The organism is Microbulbifer zhoushanensis (assembly GCF_021729055.1).
In the GTDB taxonomy this organism is placed as follows: domain Bacteria; phylum Pseudomonadota; class Gammaproteobacteria; order Pseudomonadales; family Cellvibrionaceae; genus Microbulbifer; species Microbulbifer zhoushanensis.
On sequence record NZ_JAJSAO010000010.1, the window covers coordinates 1 to 21,149 of the forward strand.

The following is a 21,149-nucleotide window of genomic DNA, read 5'->3' on the forward strand; positions in this document are numbered from 1 at the left end:
CTTACCCATGGTACACCTCCGTGTTAGGCCGAAACCTAACTATACAGGGTGTCTACTAATCGTGGGTAAGTCTTGCTAGTAACGCCAAACGGAATTACCGATACGAGTTAGCCTCTCGCAGTAAAACTACGATAGCGTCGATTGAGAGAATAATTGGGTCGGAGTAAGATATTGACGCACTAATGCACTTATGAGGCTGGTTGAGTCGAGTGCACTATGAGCTTTAGCGGATAGCCAAAAAATAATAACTCTTAAAATTAACCAAGGAAGAAGAATGCTTAAAGGATTATATGCAGCCATCATAGCTGGATTGTGCTTGGTTGGCAGTTCTGCTGCATCAGCGTTGGACCCTGCTAAGGCGAAGAAGTGGCAGGATGATATCGAGGTATATAGCCAGACGCTCGAACAACGGCACATCAACCTGTATCACACCGTAAATAAGCAAGACTTCCACAAAGAGCTAACTTCCCTCAAGGCCAATCTGCCTTCACTCACCGAAGACCAGGTAATGATCGAGCTGATGCGTATCAGCCGTCTGGTGGGGGACGGGCATACCCGCGTGCCATTCTGGGGTGCGGAACACCAGCATTTCCCGCTGCTGTTCCAGTTTATGGATGGCGAGCTGCGCCTACTGCGCACCGGGCCGGAGCATCGTCGCTTGCTGGGGCGGAAACTGGTGGCGGTGGGGGATATGGCCACGGCCGAGGTAGTCAAAAAGCTGGAACCCGTGGTGCAGACCGTGGAGAACGAATACTCCCTGCGCCGCCACCTGCCGTATCACCTGAATGTCGCGGACATACTGGCGGGGCTGGGTATCGTGGATGATACTGGCTCCGCCACCTTCACCCTGGAGGACGAGCGCGGCCAGCGGGAGACGGTCACGCTGGAAGCCATCTCCTGCCCGGACTACCGGGAGGGCGTCACCGTCCGCTACGCGGAGCAGATTGTCCCCTTCGGGAAGAAGCGGGTGACCGAGTCCGACTACCTGTGGCTGAGTGCCGACGAGGACCGCCGCGTGGCCTACGTCTACTTCGCCCGTTACCCGTCCTTCTCCGATATGGAGTCCTTTGCCGAGGATGTCCGCGAGTACCTGGAGGAACACCGCATCCGCAACCTGGTGGTGGACCTGCGGGATAACACCGGTGGCGACTTCTTTGTCGGCCTGCGCTTCGCCCACCAGATGATCCTGGTGGACGGGCTGGAGTGGGATGGCGGCGTCTACACCCTGATCGGCAACGCCACCTTCTCTGCCGGTATGAGCAATGCCGCCCACTTCCGTGAAATGTTCAACGCCACCCTGGTGGGCGAACCCACCGGCGGCAACCCGGTCGGCTACCAGGACATGGACAGCTTCACGCTGCCCAACTCCGGTATCGAGGTCAACTACTCCAAGCGCCTCTACCGCTTCCAGGACAAGCCCACCCAGGGCATCCAGCCGGATGTGCTGATACCAACCCGTTGGGCCGATTACCGGGTGGGCCGGGACGCGGTGCTGGATTGGGTATTGGATGACATCAGCAAGCGGTATGCAGGGCGGGATGCAGATGCTGCCCAGGTCTCCGGCCTATGATTCCAGGGATGACTTGAGAGCCCCTGAATAGCTAGAAATTAAGTTATGCCTACTATTGCGATAAGAATCGTTACCTTACTGCTACTGATGTCTGCGGCGACACTAACGCGAGCGGAGATATACCAGTGCGTGGACAGCGAAGGCAGGACTGTTTTCAGCGATCATAAATGCTCCGACGACGACAGCAACGTCAAGGTCGTCGAGCCCAGGGTCAATGTGGCCCCGTTTAAAGATGTGCTTGAAGGGCAGGAAAAAAGCTCGCGCGTGATATACAGGGGCAGCAGGGTTGGACGGAAAAGCCGGTTCCTGGATGTCTCGATCTACGAAGAAACAGAGTCCTACATCATCTTTGAGGTAGAGGTTTACTACCGCGGCCCAGCCCATGGCCGGGGCGAGTACCGGGTTATGCCGAATATCCACTGGCGCGCTCGCTCTTTCAGTACATCAGACGTAGGTGTAAGCAGCGGGTTTGCCCGTGTTGAACTGGGCTCCAGGGCAAAGGACGGAGATGTCTCAGATGTCATCACCCTCCAGCTTTGGCAATACATCCCAGGGGAAAGCCCAAGTGTTCTTGAAACAAGGGTCATTCCCTATAAAAAGAAATGGAGTAAGAAAGCATGAAGTATCTCCAGCTTTGATAGTTGCACTGTGCAGAAAAGGACTAAGTCATTGAGTCAAAGGGAGTGAGCTGTATCAAATTTGCTGCAAAACCGTCACGAAATATGGGTAGAAAACCCAATGCGTGCTGTAGTCTCCAAGTTCCACAGAGAAATATAAAGTAAGGATTGGAAGAATGGCTAATTCGCCGTATCAGCCCGATTTCAAAATGTGGTTTTTTTCAATAGTCATAGCTGCTGGCTTCGGAAATGCAGCGGTGGATGGTATTAAATTCCTTTTACAGGAATTTCTCAAAAAAGAAGGTGAACTCTCTTTCGTAGATTATGGTTGCTGGGATAGAAAAACTAAGAACGGGAGCATTCCAACCTGTGAGTATATTTTTAAAAATATAGGTGATGAGGCAGTGATTGTTACTGACCTTAAAGTCGGCGATCTACCTTTTCGTTCTTTTCACACAAATATGCCTGGTGGACTTAAAAAGGCTAAGTTCAATTTTACTAATGCCAATATAGCCCAGGCGAACGCTGGTGACTTACTGGTGGTAAGTAAAGGACCAATTCCACGTAGTTATTGGAAGAAAAAGGTATGCTTAGAGTATATAGGCGAAACTTTAGTATGTACGAAGGGTGAACCTGAAAAGTAATAGCTTTAGCATAACAATAAAAGGGTGGTGGGCAGGCTGAGTCCGGAGCTTGTGCGCGGTATCGGTACGTTACCTGCAAAGTCGATGCTTCCAGTCTGAGAGTGAACGCAATTTTTAGAGTCTCGATGCAGTCTTGTTGGTGAAGAGAAAAGTCGCAGTGGCACTACCATAATAGGTGTACGTCCAATTAATGAGCCACACAAATATCATTTATGAATACGTTTTTATTGAGTTCAAATTAGTTTCAATATGAAAGGAAAAACTGAGTAAATACCGCCCGCACAGAATAAAAGATAATATAGTTTGAATAGCTGCGGGACAATTTCGGTATGGTGGAAAACTCCCCTTTTGTGGTTATCTAGCCGTGATGTGATATTCCAGTGAGCTTTCAAGGTCTCGCTAGTTTTCGAAATTTCCTCCTCGGCTGCAATTAACAACTCTTCAGAGCATTGAACAATTTGTTCATTTCTCTTATCGAGCTCTTGAAATATATGAGTCAAGCGCGCACCAGCAAATGCAATAACTAATCCCACTACTGCTCGTGGTAGAGGATGAAGTTCCGAGTTTGCCAAAAAAGCAAACCCGGTCAAGAATATCGCAATGGCTACTAAATAGAAGTTTAGTGACTGGATTCTTTGTCCAGCATTATAAATAAACAGCTCCCTACTGTGTAATAGTGCCAACTCAGTATTTCGGTCAGTGTTCATATCGATAATAGGTTCGCTGAAGTGTTTTTTAAAATTGATTCTACAGTTTTATTTGCTCGATTGCTCAAAGAGTGATTAAAGTGGCTGTATGCATATGAAAATGACGAGACGCTAAGTTAGAAAGAGGTGACGGCTGAAATTATTACTCTGATCTTATGCTGTGCACTGGCGCATGATTCGATCTTTGAGGCTTTAATTAAACTACACAAGAATAGCTTGGTGTGCCAGAGATTACCGCGCCTATACCACTTGTCCCTCAGAGTGTCGTGCCATCGAATCTCGTAACCTCCTAATCGAGTCCACCCCAACTATCACCGGGCAGAGCAGGTTCGCACCCACAAAAATTGTGATCAGTTGATTCTGCGTATTAGCTCCATAAATGACCCCGGCAGTTACCGCCGAAATAACACCGCACATGAGAAAGCGGACCGCCAGTCGAGCTCTACCCGGTTTCCTGTAGGTATTCTCCATGCTTGCCAGTACAATGCCTGCAATGCCCAATAGGCCCATCAAAAAAGCAGCAATAGCCACGTATAGGATGGGGCTGTATGAATGGGTGAAGGCGCCCAACACGAAAGGTGTGCCGACCAGTATGAATGGAGCCAGAGGAATGACACCGGCGAGGATTCTGACATCCATGCCCGTCTCCTGTTGTCTTCTCAAGGATTGTAGTCGCGATAAGCGCTCCATGGTGGCGCTAATGGTGGAGGGCTGTTGCACGGGCATTGCAGTTCGCCACCCGGCGTACACTAAGTACGCAGGTCTTCAAATCGCAAGTCATGCTTTGCCAGCAACTGCTTCACCCGGTGCGAGTCGTTGCTCGACTTCTTCGCCTGCCGGCTCACATTAAACAGCTTGCGCCCGGCCTCCGCCATGGAGCTGGAGCGCCGGCACACATCAATCAGCGCGGCCAGCTTCAGCTGGTCGTAGTAATCCATCTCGGCACTGCTGCCGCTGCCCAGTACGCTCTCCACTGCACTGCGGGCATGTTCGCCGCTGTGCGCGGGCGTGTGCCACTTGTGCTTCAGGCGGCGGATCTCTTCATCCACCACTTCCACCGTAATGCGCCCGCCATCGGCCAGGGTGGCCATGCGGGTGATGCTGGCGTTCAGGTCGCGGAAGTTGGCCGCCCAGGTGGCGTCGGCTGAGCGGCCGAAGGCCAGGTACTTTTCCCGCGCCGCCCTGTTGAAGCTCACCAGGTGCCCGGCCTTGTTGGAGAAGGATTCCAGTTCGTAATCGACATTGGGCTCCAGGTCTTCGATGCGGTCGCGCAGGGACGGTAGTTCGTAGGTCCACAGGTCGATCCGTGCCAGCAGGTCGGCGCGGAAGCTGCCCTCCCTGGCTTTCTGCGCCAGGTCCCTGTTGGTGCCGGCAATCAGCTGGAAGTCGCTGCTGGCCTCGCGGTCGGAACCGAACGGGATAAAGCGCTTGTCCTCGATCGCCCGCAGCAGCATCGCCTGTTCGTCCAGCCCCAGCTCGCCGATTTCGTCCAGGAACAGCAGGCCTTTGTGGGCTTCCTTCAGCAGGCCGGCGCGATCGGCGGTGGCGCCGGTGAAGGCGCCCTTCTTGTGGCCGAATAGGGCGGACATGGTGTTCTCGCCTTTCAGGGTGGCGCAGTTGATGGCCACCAGCCGTCCCTCCAGCTTGCCGCGCTGCTTGCGCAGTTCGTACACCCGCTGGGCCAGCTGGGTCTTGCCCGCGCCGGTGGGGCCGGTGATCAGGATCGGCGCGTTGGAGCGGATGGAGACTTTCTCCAGCTGCTCGATCATACGGTTGAAAGGGGCGTTGTTGGTCTGGATGCCGCCCTTCAGGTAGACGGTGCCTTCCTGGTGTTCCTTCTGGAAGCGCGAGGCAATCTGGTCGTACCGGGACAGGTCCAGGTCAATTACCTGGTACTGGCCGGGCGCGTCGCTGTCGCGCCGGGCGGGGGAGGTCTGCAGCAGCTTGCCGGGCAGGTAGCCCGCCTCGGTCAGCAGGTACAGGCAGATCTGCGCCACGTGGGAGCCGGTGGTGATATGGGTGAGGTAGCGCTCGCGGTTGGGGCGGAACTGGTAGCCGCGGGCGAAATCCAGCAGCTGGCTGTAGACCGTCTCGAAATCCCACGGGTCAGGGAAGTTCACCTTGTGGTGGACCACCTCGGTCTCCGGCGATACCAGCGCGATGTCCTCGGTGACCTGGTTGGCCAGGCCCTGGGAGTGGTTGTCGAACAGCAGTTCCAGCCGGTCGATCAACAGGTCTTCGTGCTGGCACATGGAAACGGTCGGCCGCCACTTGTCCCAGCGCTTATCGCCCTTGCCGCGCCGGTCCATGGTGGTGCCGAGAATACTGATGGCAACTGTTTTCATGGTTATCAAATATATTATCCAGCTATCAAAAAAGATAGATCGGTGGCGCTTCGATGATGGTGGCCGCTGGCGGGAAATCGCTTTATGAAGAAAAATTCTTTATTTAAATCAACGGGTTAAAAGTTTTTTCAGCACGCTGGCAAAAGTTGGCACTGTCCTCGCTATACAGGGGCTACACATAAGCAAGCACGAACCCGGCAGCCGAACAGAAAAGCCGGGATGGAAGAAGAAGGAAAGGAACAATGACTCAGCAAGCCTATGAAGTAATGCAGGACGGTGGTGTGCCGATCAAGTCGTGGACTGTCGGCGTGCCCTTCGAAGCTGAGGCCAGGGAGCAGCTGAAGAACATCTCCCGCATGCCGTTTATCCACCAGTGGGTGGCGGCCATGCCGGACGTGCACCTGGGTAAGGGTGCCACCATCGGCAGCGTGGTGCCGACACTCGGCGCGGTGATCCCGGCGGCGGTGGGTGTGGATATCGGCTGCGGCATGATGGCGGTGCGCACCAGCCTCAAGGCGTCGCAACTGCCGGACAACCTGGCGGGTGTGCGTTCCGCCATCGAGCGGGCGGTTCCCCACGGGCGTTCCTCGCGGGCGCGCGGAAGCCGGGACAAGGGCGCCTGGGGGAGCCTGCCGGACGATGTGATGCAGGCCTGGGCGCCGCTGGCGGCGCAGTTCGATGTGCTGCAGGAAAAGCACCCGGTGCTGAAGAACACCAACAACATCAACCACCTGGGTACGCTGGGGACCGGTAACCACTTTATCGAGATGTGCCTGGATGAGCACGACAGCGTCTGGCTGATGCTGCATAGCGGTTCCCGCGGTGTGGGTAACCGCATCGGTACGCACTTTATCGAGATGGCGAAGAAGGACATGGAGCGCTGGCATATCCACCTGCCGGATACCGACCTGAGCTACCTGCCGGAAGGCACCGAACACTTCGACCAGTATGTGGAAGCGGTGGAGTGGGCGCAGAACTTTGCCCGCATCAACCGCGAGGTAATGATGGCCCGCACCATCGACGCGGTGAAGGCGGCGCTGGGGATGGAGTTCGAGGCCCGCATGGAGGCGGTGAATTGCCACCATAACTATGTGTCCCGCGAGCACCACTTCGGCAAAAACGTGCTGGTTACCCGCAAGGGCGCAGTGCGCGCCCGCGAGGGCGAGATGGGAATTATCCCCGGGAGTATGGGCGCGCGTTCCTTCATCGTCCGCGGGCTGGGAAATGCGGACAGCTTCTATAGCTGCAGCCACGGTGCGGGCCGCGTGATGTCGCGCACCAAAGCCAAGAAGCTGGTGTCGCTGGAAGAGCACCTGCAGGCGACCGCCGATGTGGAATGCCGTAAGGATGCCGGCGTGATTGATGAAACCCCGGCGGCCTACAAGCCGATCGAGAAGGTGATGGCCGCCCAGAAAGACCTGGTGGAAGTGGTGTACACCCTGAAGCAGGTCGTCTGCGTGAAAGGATAGGACCATGCATACCATTGATGGATCACAGGGCGAGGGCGGCGGACAGATTTTCCGCTCCGCGCTCACTCTGTCCACCTGCCTGGGAGAGCCGGTGCGGATAAGGAATATCCGCGCCGGCCGCCGCAAGCCGGGCCTGATGCGGCAGCACCTGGTGTGCCTGCATGCGGCCCAGGCGATTTCCGGCGCGCAGGTGACGGGGGACGAGCTGGGCTCCACCGAGGTGACGTTCAAACCGGGCAAAGTGAACGCTGGCGAATACCGTTTTGCCATTGGCACCGCCGGCAGCACCAGCCTGGTGTTCCAGACCATCCTGTTGCCGCTGCTGCTGGCGGACGGGGTGAGCGAGGTCTGCCTGGAGGGCGGCACCCACAACAAACAGGCGCCCAGCTTCGATTTTATCCAGGCCGGTTTCCTGCCGGTGATGGCGCAGATGGGTTACCGGGCCGAGGTGCAGCTGGAGAGGTTCGGCTTTTACCCGGCCGGCGGCGGCCGGTGGCGGGCACGGATATACCCGGTGGGTGAACTGAAGCCGCTGGCTCTGCTGGAGCGGGGCGCCGTGCTAAGCAAGGAGGCGCTGGTGACCTCGGCACAGATTCCGGGCCACGTGGCAGACAGGGAATTGCGGCATATCGCCAGCAAGGGCGACTGGGCGGCGGACGAGCTCCAGCGCCGGCAGGTGGATTCATTCGGGCCGGGCAATATCGTCTCGCTGCGGGTGTACGCCGAGCACGTTACCGAAGTGATTGAGGTGGTGGGCGAGAAGCAGCTGTCGTCGGAGCGGGTTGCGGGCCGCGCGGTGAAGGAGTTCAACCGGTATATGGAAGCCGGGGTGCCGGTGGGCGAACACCTGGCGGACCAGCTGCTGCTGCCGATGGTGCTGGGCAGGGGCGGCCGTTTCAGGACGCTGGCGCCGAGCCAGCACCTGCTAACGAATATCGAGGTGATCCGGCAGCTCACCGGGATGGAAATCAGCGTGCACAGGGAAGGCGGGCACGCCTGGATCGTCAGTGTGCCGGACAGCACGCAAGCACGTTAGGTGCTGACAGCGGGATACGCCCAGGGACGAAACCAGGGATGAAAAATGGCACAGGGGATGTGCCCGCGTGAGAACACTGGCCGCCTGCAATGCGCAGGTGGCAGTAAAAGAGTTTGGGCCAATGGCCCGGCATGCGGAGCTGGTTCACAACGCCAGCCCGGCACAGGAGCCCCTGGCTTGCTGTGTACCTGCCGGGGCAATTACCTGAACACTACTTTGTAGCTCAGAGGTAGAGCAGCCGATAGTTTCGGCCGGTCGCAGGTTCGACTCCTGCCAGAGTAACGTCGTCCACTACACGACTTATCCGGTAAAGGCGAAAGCCTGGGGTTCGACTCCCCACAGGGTTAACGCCCTTGTTGACTACCAGAGGCCCATGGCCACTGGGCGCTGGCGACTTGCACTCCCCCGGGAAGGCAGCCGCCGGTACCCGGAGGCGCCGGAAGTCCGGGCGCCGGTGGTGGGCAACCTGGCACGTGGCATTGCCACGCCGGGCTCGCCTGTAGTGTGGGCAATGCGCATTGGCGTATCCCCGCTGCAGGCCGGCCGGCCGATGACTTTGCCACCTGCCCTGTTCAAGCCGCCGGCCCCCGGGCTTCCGGGTGGGCCTCACCCCTGGTTACGCAGGTAATGCGCCGGGGAACAGAAGTAAGGAGAAGTAAAATGATGATATGGAAAAGCGTCGATATTGCCGATCACGAGCGGGCGCTGCTGTTCCGCCGTAACCGTTTCATACGTGTGCTCGAGCCGGGCCGGCACCGCCTGCTGCAACTGGCGGACAAGGTGACGGTCGAGGTCCACGATATCAGCGATGTACTGTTCGAGCGCCCGAACGCCAGGTTCTTCCTGAACACCCATGCGGAAAAGCTGGCGCCCTACACCGAGACCCACGAGCTGGGTGACAGCCAGGTTGGCCTGCTGTACCGCGACGGCCACCTGGTGAATGTCCTCAGCCCGGGTACCTTCCTGCCGGTCTGGAAAGGGGTGGAGAATGTGCGTGTCGATATTATCGATATCAGCGCGCAGTACACGGTGGATGAGCGGCTTGTCGGCCTGCTTGGCCGGGGCACCGGCGCGGTGCCGAAGGCGTCGGTGGCATCCGCTATCCACTACGTCGAGGTGCCGGATGAGCACGTGGGCCTGCTGACCGTCAATGGCACGCTGGTACGCAAGCTCGAGCCCGGCAGTTACGGCTTCTGGAAGTACAACCGGACCATCGCCGTACGGCTGGTGGATCTCAGGCTGCAGACCGTAGAGGTCAGCGGCCAGGAAATCCTCACCAGGGACCGGGTGAGCCTGCGTATCAACCTGAGCGCGAGCTACCGGGTGCTGGATGCCGAGCGGGCTGCACTCAAGCTGGGTAATTTCGCGGAATACATCTACCGCGAGCTCCAGCTGCGGCTGCGTGAGGCGGTAGGGGGCAACACCCTGGATGCGCTGCTGGAGGACAAGGACAGCCTCAACCTGGGCATCGCCACGGCCGCGCGGGAAAAGCTGGCGCACTACGGTATCGAACTGGCGACGGTCGGGGTGAAGGACATCATCCTGCCCGGTGATATGAAGCAGATCCTCAACCAGGTGGTGGAGGCCCAGAAGGAGTCCGAGGCCAACCTGATCAAGCGCCGGGAGGAAACCCAGGCGATGCGGTCGCTGCATAACACCGCGAAGATGATGGACAACAACCCGGTACTGATGCGCCTGAAGGAGCTCGAGGCCCTGGAGCGGGTAACCGCGCGTATCGACAAGATATCCGTTTACGGCGGGCTTGAGGGCGTCCTCAACAACCTGGTCAACCTGAAACCCACCGGCACAACCCAGTAGGTAGCCCGCCCGATAGGGCGGGGTACTCTCTCCGCTACGGCCGGCAGCTAAGAAGCCGATCCACCGTTGGGCTGGTCTGCCTGCCAAAATCCTACCCAGTTCGGCAAGTATGTGTTTTTCCCGAAGTCATGGGAAAGTGGCGTTTCTTCCGCAGCACCTGTGGTGAGCCAAACACTGGCCCCGTTGATTCGCTAATCCCCCGCTCCACAGGTTTTATTGCGGTAAGGCATCACTCCAGGATACGCGCAGGGTGTAATTGCGTGTAATAAAACAGAGCAATTTGTTCGAAATCGCTGCTGATCTGTGGCACATGATTCCCTATAATGGTGATAGGGAAGAATATATAGAGCAAGGTGGCTGTTCGTATCCCTGCCGATTTGGCCGTGCGGGATGCTTTAAATAAACAACAAATGACTTGGGGTAAATACAGATGATAAAGAAACTGATAGTGCTGACCCTTGCGGTTGTTGCTACAGGCTGTGCGGGCGTGAAAAATATGCCCTTATCTGCAGATGCTGGGCCGATGATCGAAGGTCGGCAATTGAGTGGCGTCAGCCGCGAGAAGCCAGACTTTATTGCCACTACACCCGGTAATAGCATGTTCGGCGCCGTTGGTGTTATTGCCATGGTCAAAACTGGCAACAAGCTGGTAAAAGAAAACAATATTGAAGATCCGGCAGGTCGCATCTACGACATTCTTGCAGATGCCATGGCTCAGGAGCATAAGCTTGTACTGCTGGATGACAATACTGTCACCGCTGAAGGCAATGACGTTGAGGAGCTCACTGCCCAGGTAAATGACTCCCGGCTACTTCTGGATGTGCAAACCCTGGGGTGGAAATTCCTCAATTTCCCTCTGAATTTTAGCAAGTACCAGGTTGGTTACGGTGTAAGGATGAAGCTGGTGGATACTTCCACTAACGAAATCCTGGCTGAAGCGCAATGTGGCCAAGCGAGCCCGGAAGAGGTCGAGCAGGCTCCGACGCATGACGAGCTACTGGCCAACAATGCATCGCTTCTAAAGCAGAAGCTACGCGAAGCCGCAGATCACTGCGCGAACGAATTTAAAGTCAATACATTGATGCTTTAACGGTCCGGGTAACCGAATCTACCTGGAACCCTCCGGGGAAGCCCAGTCGATAACCCGCCCAAAAGGCGGGTTACTTTCCCGGGATGTCATCGGGAATGCTGTAGTACTCCGCCTATGGCTGGCGGCAATATAGACAGCAGCAGAGCTGTCCGAGAGCGTCGGGATTGGACGGCGAAAATAATAATCAGGAATGAGACTTTGACGTCTGAAAACAACAGGAAATCTCCTACCAGAACACAACTCCAGCCGGAATATTGAGATCCAGATATAACACGACTGAATCCGACGTGTTCCATCGATTTTTGTGCCTACTGCTTGCACCATATGCTGCTAAGTTAACATCGGCAGAGTTTACCCCCTTGGTGTCGCTAAAGTCCCTCTAGAGCACATATGAGCATCTATGTTTCGTTCCTGGCGGTCCTGGCATTGTCCCTGATCGGGCTGACGGTGCCGCACTGGCCCGTTTTCCAACGGAAAGCGCATCCGCCCATATTGAGTGTCTCTGCGGGTGTGGGGATTACATATGTTTTCCTTGTGCTGCTCCCAAAGTTGGCCGAGGTGCAGGCATCACTTCAGGTGAGTGAGGATGAGGCTGCAATATTGCCTGTAGACCTGCATGCATACCTGAGTGCACTGGCTGGCTTTATTGTTTTCCTGTTGATAGCGAACAAGGGTTTTTCTGACAGGGCTGATAGAACGCCGTCGAGGCTTTCATTCAGTGAAACACTGGTTCTTGTGGTTTTCGGCATCTATTACGCGCAAATTGGCTTCCTGTTGCGCTCCTGGCCCAGCGCAATATGGTTTGGATACCTGGGGTTGGTCGGTGCCTTTGCGATGCATCTGGTAGGGATTAATTACCACCTGTGGAAGCGCTATCCCAACCGGTTTCCCAGGGTTTTTCGCTGGGTGCTATTCCTCTGCCTGTTGATTGGCTGGATGGCGGCCGTTATATATGAGCAACTTTCTGGCGTGGTGAAGTTCTCGACGATGTTTGTCGCTGGCGGAATTATCATTACCGCGATCCGGGAAGAAATACCGGCACAGAAAGACGCAAATATTCCTTACTTCCTCGCGACGGTGTTAGTCACGACGATCTTTGTCCTGTTTATTGAAATTATCCTGCTTGATTGAGTGATGCTGATTCTGGCGATCGCTTTCCGAACCTGTCGCCTGGTTAGCACAGGTGTCGCTATTGGCGATGTCCGCAGAGATGCCCGCCACAATGGCCTGTGTCGTTGACATTTCACTTGGGCCCAACATACTCACAGCGCGATGAGGGATCCTTGATTTCAGGATCAATGCGTGTGAGCGTGTCTTGGGCTTCAACAAAGGATAAGTACTTATGTCTCTTCGAATAAACGATACCGCGCCAGATTTCACGGCAGATTCCACGGCCGGCAAGCTGAAGTTCCATGAATGGATTGGCGACAATTACGCCATACTGTTTTCGCACCCGAAGGATTTCACGCCAGTCTGTACCACCGAGTTCGGCGCCGTTGCGCAGCTCGCCGATGAATTCACCAGGCGGAATACCAAGGTGATTGGTGTATCCGTTGACAGCGTTGAAGAGCATGAGAAATGGAAGCGCGATATTGAGGAATTTGGCGGTGCCCCGGCGGACTTCCCCATCATTGATGACGGCTCGCTGGAGGTATCCAAGCTCTATGATATGTTGCCGGCCGATGCCTACCTGCCCGATGGCCGCACACCCGCGGATACTGCAACCGTGCGCACTGTATTCATCATAGGTCCGGACAAGAAGGTCCGGCTCACCATGTCCTACCCCATGTCTGTGGGTCGTAACTTCGACGAGATCCTGCGTGCCCTGGATGCGATCCAGGCCACCGACGGCCAGCCGATTGCAACACCGGCAAACTGGAAGGCGGGGCAGAATGTCATTGTGGCGTTAAGCCTTAATGACGATGAGGCAAGGGAAAAGTTCGGCACATTTCACGCCAAGATTCCTTACCTGCGCTTTACGGAAGCACCGAACAGGTAGGCATACCAGTCAGGAATCGGCAGGGTCGTGATAGCGCATCACCAGGATATCGCGCCCCTGCTTCTGGTAGGTCAGGAACCGATCGACGATGGAACTGGGCTGCCCCTGCGGCTCTTCTTCTGCAAATCCCAGGGACTGGTAAAAAGGCACCAGGTGCCGGTAGGGGAAGGTAAACGTCAGATCGTCAAAAGCCTCGCCCATGCTGCGGAGCAGAAAGCGGGCCACTCCCTGCCCCTGGTATTCCGGCGCCACTGCAACCCCCGCCAGTAACCGGGCACCGGTCAGCTGTCGCAGGCAGCCGCAGGCAATAATCTGGTTCTGCCTATCCCTGATCACCATACACGGGTCATGGCGTCGGGCTTTGCCGCGGAATTTGTGCGTGCGGTAGAATTTGTTGGCCAGCGGGATCTCTGCGTCCGAGAGCCAGTGCGCTGAAAAGTCGTTACCAGAAGTCATCTATGCCGCGCCAAACCTGCCCCACTTGCCAGCGCCCCTTGAACGTCTGCTACTGCAGCGCGCTGGTCCATATAGCCAATCACATCAAGGTGCTCATCATACAGCACCCGCTGGAAGTGAAGCATCCGTTCAACACCGGCCGTATGGCACACCTGTGCCTGGAGAACAGCGAGCTGGTGGTCGCGGAGACGCTGGACGATACCGAACTGGCCCGCCTGCTGGCGCCCCGTTCGGCCTTGCTCTACCCGAACCTGGACTGGTTGCCGGCGGTGGAGCAGGTGGGTGAGGGCGGCCAGCTGGCCCGTGGCCCGCTGGAGCAGCTGGTGGTGATCGATGCCTCCTGGCGCAAGTCGAAGAAGATGCTGCACCTGCACCCGACGTTGCAGCAATTGCCCCGGGTCAGCCTGGAGGGCGAATTGCAATCCAATTACCAGGTGCGCCGCTCCTCACTCGCCAACAGCCTGTCAACCATCGAGAGCGTCGCCATGGCGATGGATCGCCTTGAGCCGGCCGGGCGTTTTGAATTGATGCTGAAACCGTTTGAGCAGATGATTGCGTTACAGCAATCCAGCTCTCATACGATAGAGCCCGGGGACAAGCCATGAGTGAACACGAAAAAATCAATTACGTGGAATTTCCATCCAGCGACCTTGGGGATACCAGGGCGTTCTTCGAGAAAGCGTTCGGCTGGTCATTCGTTGACTATGGGCCTGAATATTCAGCGTTCTCCGGTGCCGGGCTCGACGGGGGCTTCTACCAGGCCGATGCCTGTTCCAAAGCGGACACCGGTGCCGCACTGGTCGTGCTTTACAGTAACGACCTGGAGGGCAGCCAGCGCAAGGTGGAAGAGGCCGGTGGCACCGTGGTCAAGCCTACCTTTACTTTCCCCGGTGGCAGGCGCTTTCACTTTACCGAACCGTGCGGCAATGAATTTGCCGTATGGTCGGACCTGGGCGTCTAGGCGCGCGCCAAGTTCCGGGGATAGGTAACTGTTTCTATGTGGTACAAGCGCTACGGCTATAAGCACCCTGCAAGCAACAGTGAGATCGGCTTTTTCTCCGGGCTGGCAGTGACACTGGCCGCCAGTGGGTTCGCCTGCGCCCTGGTGGCGATATTCGACAGTTACTGGTTTTTGCTGGTGGCGGTGCCGGTGGCCGTTGCCGGCTTCGAGCTGCTGGCGCGCCGGAGCGCGAAGGATCGCAATGCGATGCGGGACGAACGGCACCGGTACCACATTGACCAGGCATACGCGTATATCGAGGCTGGGCATAAGGAGGCGGCACTGGAGGCCATCAGGCGCGCCAGAATCTACGGCGAGCTTCCCGCCGGGCTACAGGCCTTTGAAAAGGAGCGCCGCGCGCACCAACGGGCATGAGGGGCAAACCGACTGCCAGCTGTTCCTACGAATAGCACATCAGCCCGGCCAATTCCCCCCCGCACGCAAGAGCCTGCCGGTCGCTGGCCTATAGTCTGCGGTATAGAGCAAAAACTCGTATTGGTAGTTCTTTGGTCAGGTCAGCGATCTCTAATGGGCAAGGATGAGTACATGGCGCGGTTGGCTTCTGGAATATTCCGCCTCCTGTTGGTGCAACTGCTATGGGCTACAGGAGCCCAGGCGACACAGGCGGCAACCGAAACACTGATCGTAGTGGTGCGCCATGCGGAGAAGCCGGCCCAGGGGCTTGGGTTGCTGACCTGCCAGGGCCTGAACAGGGCCATACGCCTGCCGGGGTATTTCCGTGAACATTTCCCTCGCCCTGACTACATCTTTGCTCCCGATCCCTCCGTAAAGGCCACGGAAATCCACGGGGACGGCCAGCGCCACGACTATGTGCGGCCACTGCTGACCATCGGCCCCACGGCGGTTGATATGCAGGTGCCCATTAATACCCAGATTCCCTACAACGATCCCGGGTTGCTGGCGGATACCCTGCTGAGCGAGCCCTACCTGGGTTCCACGGTGTATGTGGCCTGGGAGCATATGAACATCGACCTGCTGGCAAAAATACTGTTGCGCCGCTTCGACTCCAGCTCGGAGGTGCCAGAGTGGCCCAACTCTGACTACGATACGGTATTTGTCTTCCGGCTCTCCGGCGTGCCGGGCAGCGGCAAGATCAAGCTGGAAGTGGACCAGCAGGGGCTCGATGGCATGGATAAGCGGTGTCCGGCTGGGAGCAGCGAAGCCAGCCGCTGACGCGTCGGCTGTCGCCTTGGATAGACACCGGCCAGTCGCACTTTCCGGCAATGGGTCGAGACGCAGTGCAGCAAAAACTGGATAATGCGCGCCGCTGGCCTATGGCCCACCAAATCCCGCAGACCTGGTAGTCCCCCATGGAAATCAACGTCAACTTCCTCGATAACCTCCGCCTGGAAGCCAAGTTCGATGACTTCACCGTCATCACCGACCAGCCCATCCGCTACAAGGGCGATGGCTCGGCGCCCAGCCCGTTTGACTACTTCCTGGCGTCCTCTGCCCTGTGTGCGGCCTACTTTGTGCGGGTCTACTGCAACGCGCGCGATATCCCCACCCACAATATCCGCCTGTCGCAGAACAATATCGTCGACCCGGAAAACCGCTACAACCAGATCTTCAAGATCCAGGTGGAGCTGCCCGAGGACATCTCCGAGAAGGACCGGCAGGGCATCCTGCGTTCCATCGACCGCTGCACGGTGAAGAAGGTGGTGCAGACCGGCCCGGACTTCCAGATCGAGACGGTGGAGAACCTGGCCGAGGACGCCCAGGCCCTGCTGATGGTGGAGCCCGACAGCGAGCACACCACCTTTATCGAGGGCAAGGACCTGCCGCTGGAGCAGACTATCGCCAACATGACGAAGATCCTGGCGGACCTGGGCATGAAGATCGAGATCGCCTCCTGGCGAAATATCGTGCCCCACGTGTGGTCGCTGCATATCCGCGATGCGGCTAGCCCCATGTGCTTTACCAACGGCAAGGGCGCCACCAAGGAGGCGGCCCTGTGCTCGGCGCTGGGGGAGTTCATCGAGCGGCTGAACTGCAACTTCTTCTACAACGACCAGTACTTCGGCGAGGAGATCGCCAACAGCGATTTCGTCCACTACCCGGACGAGCAGTGGTTCCAGCCCGGCCCGGGCGATGAGCTGCCGGCGGAGATCCTCGACGACCACTGCCTGGCCATCTACAACCCGGAGGGCGAGCTGGGCGGCTCCAACCTGGTGGACACCAACTCCGGCCGCATGGACCGGGGCATCTGTTCGCTGCCGTTCGTGCGCCAGTCGGACGGCGAGGTGGTGTACTTCCCCTCCAACCTGATCGAGAACCTGTTCCTCAGCAACGGCATGAGCGCCGGCAACACCCTGGCCGAGGCGCAGGTGCAGTGCCTGTCGGAAATCTTCGAGCGGGCGGTGAAGAAGCAGATCATCGAGGAGGAGATCGCGCTGCCGGGTGTGCCCGCCGAGGTGCTGGCCAAGTACCCGGATATCGTCGAGGCGGTGGAGGCGCTGGAGCAGCAGGGCTTCCCGATCCTGGTCAAGGATGCCTCCCTGGGCGGGCGCTTCCCGGTAATGTGCGTGACCCTGATGAACCCGCGCACCGGTGGCGTGTTCGCTTCCTTCGGTGCCCACCCCAGCTTCCACGTGGCGCTGGAGCGCAGCCTCACCGAGCTGATGCAGGGCCGCAGCTTCGAGGGCCTGAACGACGTGCCGCCGCCCACCTTCAGCACCGAGGCGGTGACCGAGCCCAACAACTTTGTGGAGCACTTTATCGACTCCACCGGCGTGGTGTCCTGGCGCTTCTTCAGCGCCACGTCGGAATACGAGTTCGTGGAGTGGGATTTCTCCGGCGGCCACCACGATACCAACCAGACCGAGGCCGGCCGCCTGTTCGGTATCCTCGAGGACATGGGCAAGGAAGTGTACATGGCCGTGTACGAGGACCTGGGCGCGCCCACCTGCCGCATCCTGGTGCCGGGCTACTCCGAGGTCTACCCGGTGGAAGACCTGGTATGGGACAACACCAACAAGGCCCTGGACTACCGTGAGGATATCCTCAACCTGCACTCACTTGGCGACGCTGAACTGGAAGACCTGGTGGAGCGGCTGGAAGAGAGCCAGATCGATAACTACGAGACCATCATCACCCTGATCGGTATCGAGTTCGATGAGAACACCGTGTGGGGCCAGCTGACCGTGCTGGAACTGAAACTCCTGGTCTACCTGGCCCTGCAGCGCCATGAAGAGGCGCTGGAGCACGTGGAAATGTTCCTGCAGTACAACGACAACACCGTCGAGCGCGGCCTGTTCTACCAGGCAGTAAACGCGGTGCTGGAAATCGTGCTGGACGACGAGCTGGAGCTGGACGATTACCTGCACAACCTCAAGCGCATGTTTGGTGAAGAAACAATGGCAGCCGTGGTCGGTTCAGTAAACGGCACCGTGCGCTTCCACGGCCTGACACCCACCAATATGCAGCTGGAGGGGCTGGACAAGCACCTGCGGTTGATCGAGAGCTACAAGAAGCTGCATGCGGCGCGGGCGGCGAAGCACCCGGCTGTGACCGGGTAAGCACAGAACCCTGGTAAAAGGCAGGCAAAGGCCGGGCGCGCACGGGGCGCCCGGCTATCTGCGTTGCGTACCTACCGGCCGATATTAATCCCATCCCACCCTACTTCCTCCACCAGCGCCTTGAGCATCGGCGGGCGGTAGTTCTTGTCGTGCAGGTAGCGGCTCTTCACCGTCGGGTGGATCAAGGTGGGCTTTCCGTCGACGATAAGCGCGCGGTCCAGCGGGCGCTTGAAGCGGTAGACGTGCTTGCGCGACTGGTGAATCGACGCATGGGTGCCATCGGTGAGGCTTTTCTTCAGGTCGGGCGCTATCTTCAGGCCGGCGAAGTGGGCCTCATGGATCATCCAGGTCAGCGGCACATCGGAAGCCAGCTTCCTGGTATTTTTATCCGGTGGGTAAGAACCGCCCACATCTGAATGCACGCCGGCAAACCAGACCTGCTTCAGGTCCACACCTGGCCGCGGTGTCCATACGGTGGGCATGAAATCCTCGCGCTTTTCATCGATGGCCAGGGCATGGCGGGCGATCTGCACGTTGGAACCCATCTTGGTGTCATAGAACTCGTCGTGGGACTCGAACAGGCCCATCAGGCTGAATGGAATACCCAGCGCCCCGACTGTATCCCACACACCGATAAAGTGGATCCTGTTGGAACGGTGGGAGTAGTCCCGGCGGAATTTCACCGCCGCATCGCCATCGGGGTGGTTCTTCCTGCTGGGGCTTTTGTAGATTTTCCAGGCCTCGGCAATCAGGCGGGCGTTGGCCTGCCTGACGATGCCACAGTTATTGATCAGGCCGCAGAGTGACCTGGCGGTATAGGCCCCGCGACTGAAGCCGAACAGGTAGACCCGGTCGCCCGGGGCATAGTTGTGGACAATGTAGCGGTAGCCATCGAGGACGTTCTTGTGCAGCCCGGCACCGGTAATACCACCGCTGAACCTGTCGTAGTAAGAGCCCACGCCCCAGTCGTAGAACACACTCTGCTTTACATCACCGCTGGATGGGCTGACCGCGCGGGCCAGCCGCAGCACATTGGTGGGGAAATCCTTTTCCAGGTCCTCTTCCGGGCGGTTCCAGGTGCCATCGGAACAAACAACCAGGTTAGCCATACGTAATCCCTCACTGGTCTTCAGCACTTCCTGTTGTCGGCACCAAGGCTGCGGAGCAAAAGCAGCGAAATTAAATCCTGGCTAGGTCATTTACAGCCCGGGCCTCTTTTATCGTCAGACTGAAATTAGCGCAAAAGCGACCGGTAATGGGCGCCCGAATCCTCAAGGGGTAATAAACAGCTGGTAACGACCGGGGAATAAAAACCCGCGCACACTTTTACCGGAAGAGCAGTTGGTACATTACGCGAAATTACTGCAGGGGTTACCAGGAAAGCGGCGCGGCCAGGTTGATAAAGCCGGTAATGGTCAGCCTGCCGTTGCTGATATGGTCAGGCAGCTGCTGCCCCGGCTCCACAACTCCGGAATGCAACAGACTGGCCGGGTAAAAGGCCACGCGGTTGAATGTCGCTGCCACTTCGCCAACCGTCTCGTACCATTCGTCGCATTCACTCGCGTAACCCGGCCGCACCAGCTCCAGCAGCGGGCTGGCCAGGCCGTTGTGGGTATCCAGCCCGCAGCCATGGCGTGTTGCGGGCGGTCTCCACCAGTTGTTCGGGCCGCGGGTATGCCCCATCAATAATGACCACCGGGGTCTGCTCGGCACCGACTTTCTTGATAGTGACCTGCATCTGCTGACCCGGCTGCGTTGAAGCCTGCGCCCATTACGCCCGAGCCGGATGGGCTTGGTAAGGAAGCCGGATGGCCTCTCGCGCGCTGCCCTCTCGTGCAGGTCGGGGCTACCTGTCACATCACCCGCTTGCCCGGGGAATTCATCCTGCCGCTATTACGGGCGATGATAGTTGCGATTATGACAGGCGTGTTCTGCCCCGATTTATGCAATAAAAAAGGGCGCCGAAGCGCCCTGGCAAATTGATTGGGTCGAGCCGTCAAAATGCGAACTTGTATCCCACGGACAGGTTGAACATCCACGGGTCATAGATGTAGTCACCGGAGTAGGATTCGAAGAAGAATTCCTCATCCTCGGCCAGCGGCTCCCGGCTGAAAACCTGGAACTGCATATCAGTTACAGCGCGTACATACATGGCAGAGGCATTCACCAGCCAGGCGCTGTCATGACCGAAATTGAAGTCCACGCCGGCCTGCCAGGTATAGCCCCAGGAATATCCCAGGTTGACTCTCCCTCTCAGGTTGGCCGCATCAAGGTCCGCCCGTGCGGGGCCGCGGAAATTCTCGCTACCGAAGTCGGTATAGCTGATACCACCACCGATATAGGGTTGCACCAGGCAGGATGGATCCAGTGGATACCACTTCAGGCTTGCGGTACCGATTTCCGGCTCGAACTCGCCGATGTCGCGGAGCCCGAGGTCATCAAACCCGAAATCATTGATGTCACTGATGATGGAGAAATACCCGTCTGCGTCACCGCCGACATGGTCGTCACCCTGGGCATAGGTAAGCTCGATGCCCCAGTGATGCATTGGTCTCCACTCGCCGTTGATATACCAGCCCCATTCGGCGTCCGGATCTACGGTCGCCCGGAACGAGTCAAAGAATTGGAAAGTATCATCGGTAAAGGTGACATCATCCTGTATCGGGTCGATATAGGTGGCACCGAGGCGAACAACAAACTCCTGTGCCGGCGGGGGTGGCGGTGCCGGCGTATAGCCGGACGGGCCGGCCGACGCCACGCTGGATACCGCCAGAGTCAGTGCTGCCACAGCGGGGATAAAAACGTCCTTCGTCTTCATTTGGTCAACTCCCTTGAGATAAAGCAGATTAAACAGCAATC

At 57.7% G+C, this 21,149-nt stretch carries 22 protein-coding genes and 1 tRNA gene; 15 read left to right on the top strand and 8 right to left on the bottom strand.

What is annotated here, in order from left to right:
- The first annotated feature begins 343 nt into the window (after positions 1-343).
- The 3 genes from LVD10_RS17310 to LVD10_RS17320 all read left to right on the top strand — a co-directional run bounded on the left by LVD10_RS17310 (position 344) and on the right by LVD10_RS17320 (position 2,831).
- Entirely contained in the window at positions 344-1,570 is a 1,227-nt protein-coding gene (locus LVD10_RS17310) for a S41 family peptidase (RefSeq protein ID WP_237064421.1), read from the top strand.
- A 45-nt stretch (positions 1,571-1,615) separates the two neighbouring features.
- Positions 1,616-2,191: a DUF4124 domain-containing protein gene (locus tag LVD10_RS17315; RefSeq protein WP_237064422.1), complete on the top strand. Its 576-nt coding sequence runs from the start codon at positions 1,616-1,618 to the stop codon at positions 2,189-2,191.
- A gap of 172 nt (positions 2,192-2,363) precedes the next feature.
- Positions 2,364-2,831: a hypothetical protein gene (locus LVD10_RS17320; RefSeq protein ID WP_237064423.1), complete on the top strand. Its 468-nt coding sequence runs from the start codon at positions 2,364-2,366 to the stop codon at positions 2,829-2,831.
- 233 nt (positions 2,832-3,064) lie between these two features.
- Here LVD10_RS17320 and LVD10_RS17325 read toward each other — a convergent pair whose 3' ends face one another.
- From LVD10_RS17325 to rtcR, 3 genes are all read right to left on the bottom strand, one after another.
- Positions 3,065-3,538 carry a RipA family octameric membrane protein gene (locus LVD10_RS17325; RefSeq protein ID WP_237064424.1) on the bottom strand — a complete coding sequence of 158 codons (474 nt, stop codon included), beginning with the start codon at positions 3,536-3,538 and terminating at the stop codon, positions 3,065-3,067.
- A 240-nt stretch (positions 3,539-3,778) separates the two neighbouring features.
- Complete coding sequence (locus LVD10_RS17330) at positions 3,779-4,177, bottom strand: hypothetical protein (RefSeq protein ID WP_237064425.1); 399 nt, start codon at positions 4,175-4,177, stop codon at positions 3,779-3,781.
- A gap of 110 nt (positions 4,178-4,287) precedes the next feature.
- The gene (gene rtcR, locus LVD10_RS17335; RefSeq protein ID WP_237064426.1) at positions 4,288-5,883 is read right to left on the bottom strand and encodes an RNA repair transcriptional activator RtcR; all 1,596 of its coding nucleotides are present in this window, start codon (positions 5,881-5,883) and stop codon (positions 4,288-4,290) included.
- Positions 5,884-6,125: 242 nt separating this feature from the next.
- Between rtcR and LVD10_RS17340 the strand changes: the two genes are divergently transcribed.
- The 7 genes from LVD10_RS17340 to LVD10_RS17370 all read left to right on the top strand — a co-directional run bounded on the left by LVD10_RS17340 (position 6,126) and on the right by LVD10_RS17370 (position 13,295).
- Positions 6,126-7,352, top strand: a complete 1,227-nt coding sequence (locus tag LVD10_RS17340; protein ID WP_237064428.1) for an RtcB family protein — start codon at positions 6,126-6,128, stop codon at positions 7,350-7,352.
- A 4-nt stretch (positions 7,353-7,356) separates the two neighbouring features.
- Positions 7,357-8,388: an RNA 3'-terminal phosphate cyclase gene (gene rtcA / locus LVD10_RS17345; RefSeq protein WP_237064430.1), complete on the top strand. Its 1,032-nt coding sequence runs from the start codon at positions 7,357-7,359 to the stop codon at positions 8,386-8,388.
- Positions 8,389-8,600: 212 nt separating this feature from the next.
- Positions 8,601-8,670 (top strand) — tRNA-Thr (locus tag LVD10_RS17350).
- Between the two features lie 378 nt (positions 8,671-9,048).
- Positions 9,049-10,206, top strand: coding sequence for a slipin family protein (locus LVD10_RS17355; RefSeq protein WP_237064432.1), 1,158 nt, complete (start codon positions 9,049-9,051; stop codon positions 10,204-10,206).
- Between the two features lie 430 nt (positions 10,207-10,636).
- A complete protein-coding gene (locus LVD10_RS17360; protein ID WP_237064435.1) occupies positions 10,637-11,296 on the top strand; it encodes a hypothetical protein in 660 nt (219 codons plus the stop codon).
- 390 nt (positions 11,297-11,686) lie between these two features.
- Positions 11,687-12,427 carry a hypothetical protein gene (locus LVD10_RS17365; RefSeq protein WP_232940538.1) on the top strand — a complete coding sequence of 247 codons (741 nt, stop codon included), beginning with the start codon at positions 11,687-11,689 and terminating at the stop codon, positions 12,425-12,427.
- Between the two features lie 211 nt (positions 12,428-12,638).
- On the top strand, positions 12,639-13,295 hold the full coding sequence (locus tag LVD10_RS17370; RefSeq protein ID WP_232940539.1) for a peroxiredoxin: 657 nt from the start codon (positions 12,639-12,641) through the stop codon (positions 13,293-13,295).
- 9 nt (positions 13,296-13,304) lie between these two features.
- Here LVD10_RS17370 and LVD10_RS17375 read toward each other — a convergent pair whose 3' ends face one another.
- Positions 13,305-13,751 (bottom strand): GNAT family N-acetyltransferase, encoded by a 447-nt coding sequence (locus LVD10_RS17375; protein ID WP_237064436.1) that lies wholly within the window; start codon positions 13,749-13,751, stop codon positions 13,305-13,307.
- Positions 13,752-13,753: 2 nt separating this feature from the next.
- Between LVD10_RS17375 and LVD10_RS17380 the strand changes: the two genes are divergently transcribed.
- The 5 genes from LVD10_RS17380 (at position 13,754) to LVD10_RS17400 (ending at position 18,290) form a co-directional block, all read left to right on the top strand.
- The gene (locus LVD10_RS17380; RefSeq protein ID WP_232940541.1) at positions 13,754-14,356 is read left to right on the top strand and encodes a tRNA-uridine aminocarboxypropyltransferase; all 603 of its coding nucleotides are present in this window, start codon (positions 13,754-13,756) and stop codon (positions 14,354-14,356) included.
- The gene (locus LVD10_RS17385) at positions 14,353-14,712 is read left to right on the top strand and encodes a VOC family protein (RefSeq protein ID WP_237064437.1); all 360 of its coding nucleotides are present in this window, start codon (positions 14,353-14,355) and stop codon (positions 14,710-14,712) included. Before LVD10_RS17380 ends, LVD10_RS17385 begins: the two co-directional genes overlap by 4 nt.
- Positions 14,713-14,748: 36 nt before the next feature.
- Entirely contained in the window at positions 14,749-15,126 is a 378-nt protein-coding gene (locus LVD10_RS17390) for a hypothetical protein (protein WP_237064438.1), read from the top strand.
- A gap of 171 nt (positions 15,127-15,297) precedes the next feature.
- Positions 15,298-15,945, top strand: a complete 648-nt coding sequence (locus LVD10_RS17395) for a hypothetical protein (RefSeq protein ID WP_237064439.1) — start codon at positions 15,298-15,300, stop codon at positions 15,943-15,945.
- 137 nt (positions 15,946-16,082) lie between these two features.
- Positions 16,083-18,290, top strand: a complete 2,208-nt coding sequence (locus tag LVD10_RS17400; protein WP_237064440.1) for an OsmC domain/YcaO domain-containing protein — start codon at positions 16,083-16,085, stop codon at positions 18,288-18,290.
- Between the two features lie 71 nt (positions 18,291-18,361).
- On the opposite strand, the gene LVD10_RS17405 is transcribed toward LVD10_RS17400, so the two are convergent.
- The 4 genes from LVD10_RS17405 to LVD10_RS17415 all read right to left on the bottom strand — a co-directional run bounded on the left by LVD10_RS17405 (position 18,362) and on the right by LVD10_RS17415 (position 21,108).
- The gene (locus LVD10_RS17405) at positions 18,362-19,399 is read right to left on the bottom strand and encodes a T6SS phospholipase effector Tle1-like catalytic domain-containing protein (protein ID WP_237064441.1); all 1,038 of its coding nucleotides are present in this window, start codon (positions 19,397-19,399) and stop codon (positions 18,362-18,364) included.
- Between the two features lie 262 nt (positions 19,400-19,661).
- On the bottom strand, positions 19,662-19,868 hold the full coding sequence (locus LVD10_RS17410; protein WP_369413290.1) for a DUF6445 family protein: 207 nt from the start codon (positions 19,866-19,868) through the stop codon (positions 19,662-19,664).
- Entirely contained in the window at positions 19,846-20,028 is a 183-nt protein-coding gene (locus LVD10_RS18080) for a DUF6445 family protein (protein WP_369413291.1), read from the bottom strand. Before LVD10_RS18080 ends, LVD10_RS17410 begins: the two co-directional genes overlap by 23 nt.
- A 258-nt stretch (positions 20,029-20,286) precedes the next feature.
- Positions 20,287-21,108 (bottom strand): OmpW/AlkL family protein, encoded by an 822-nt coding sequence (locus LVD10_RS17415; protein ID WP_232940553.1) that lies wholly within the window; start codon positions 21,106-21,108, stop codon positions 20,287-20,289.
- Positions 21,109-21,149: the final 41 nt, after the last annotated feature.

Excerpts from the sequence above, each read along its gene's own strand:
- LVD10_RS17315 (WP_237064422.1), top strand. The coding sequence starts at position 1,616 with ATGCCTACTATTGCGATAAGAATCGTTACCTTACTGCTACTGATGTCT.
- LVD10_RS17320 (WP_237064423.1), top strand. The coding sequence starts at position 2,364 with ATGGCTAATTCGCCGTATCAGCCCGATTTCAAAATGTGGTTTTTTTCA.
- LVD10_RS17325 (WP_237064424.1), bottom strand. The coding sequence starts at position 3,538 with ATGAACACTGACCGAAATACTGAGTTGGCACTATTACACAGTAGGGAG.
- LVD10_RS17330 (WP_237064425.1), bottom strand. The coding sequence starts at position 4,177 with ATGGATGTCAGAATCCTCGCCGGTGTCATTCCTCTGGCTCCATTCATA.
- rtcR (WP_237064426.1), bottom strand. The coding sequence starts at position 5,883 with ATGAAAACAGTTGCCATCAGTATTCTCGGCACCACCATGGACCGGCGC.
- LVD10_RS17340 (WP_237064428.1), top strand. The coding sequence starts at position 6,126 with ATGACTCAGCAAGCCTATGAAGTAATGCAGGACGGTGGTGTGCCGATC.
- rtcA (WP_237064430.1), top strand. The coding sequence starts at position 7,357 with ATGCATACCATTGATGGATCACAGGGCGAGGGCGGCGGACAGATTTTC.
- LVD10_RS17355 (WP_237064432.1), top strand. The coding sequence starts at position 9,049 with ATGATGATATGGAAAAGCGTCGATATTGCCGATCACGAGCGGGCGCTG.
- LVD10_RS17360 (WP_237064435.1), top strand. The coding sequence starts at position 10,637 with ATGATAAAGAAACTGATAGTGCTGACCCTTGCGGTTGTTGCTACAGGC.
- LVD10_RS17365 (WP_232940538.1), top strand. The coding sequence starts at position 11,687 with ATGAGCATCTATGTTTCGTTCCTGGCGGTCCTGGCATTGTCCCTGATC.
- LVD10_RS17370 (WP_232940539.1), top strand. The coding sequence starts at position 12,639 with ATGTCTCTTCGAATAAACGATACCGCGCCAGATTTCACGGCAGATTCC.
- LVD10_RS17375 (WP_237064436.1), bottom strand. The coding sequence starts at position 13,751 with ATGACTTCTGGTAACGACTTTTCAGCGCACTGGCTCTCGGACGCAGAG.
- LVD10_RS17380 (WP_232940541.1), top strand. The coding sequence starts at position 13,754 with ATGCCGCGCCAAACCTGCCCCACTTGCCAGCGCCCCTTGAACGTCTGC.
- LVD10_RS17385 (WP_237064437.1), top strand. The coding sequence starts at position 14,353 with ATGAGTGAACACGAAAAAATCAATTACGTGGAATTTCCATCCAGCGAC.
- LVD10_RS17390 (WP_237064438.1), top strand. The coding sequence starts at position 14,749 with ATGTGGTACAAGCGCTACGGCTATAAGCACCCTGCAAGCAACAGTGAG.
- LVD10_RS17395 (WP_237064439.1), top strand. The coding sequence starts at position 15,298 with ATGGCGCGGTTGGCTTCTGGAATATTCCGCCTCCTGTTGGTGCAACTG.
- LVD10_RS17400 (WP_237064440.1), top strand. The coding sequence starts at position 16,083 with ATGGAAATCAACGTCAACTTCCTCGATAACCTCCGCCTGGAAGCCAAG.
- LVD10_RS17405 (WP_237064441.1), bottom strand. The coding sequence starts at position 19,399 with ATGGCTAACCTGGTTGTTTGTTCCGATGGCACCTGGAACCGCCCGGAA.
- LVD10_RS18080 (WP_369413291.1), bottom strand. The coding sequence starts at position 20,028 with ATGCAGGTCACTATCAAGAAAGTCGGTGCCGAGCAGACCCCGGTGGTC.
- LVD10_RS17415 (WP_232940553.1), bottom strand. The coding sequence starts at position 21,108 with ATGAAGACGAAGGACGTTTTTATCCCCGCTGTGGCAGCACTGACTCTG.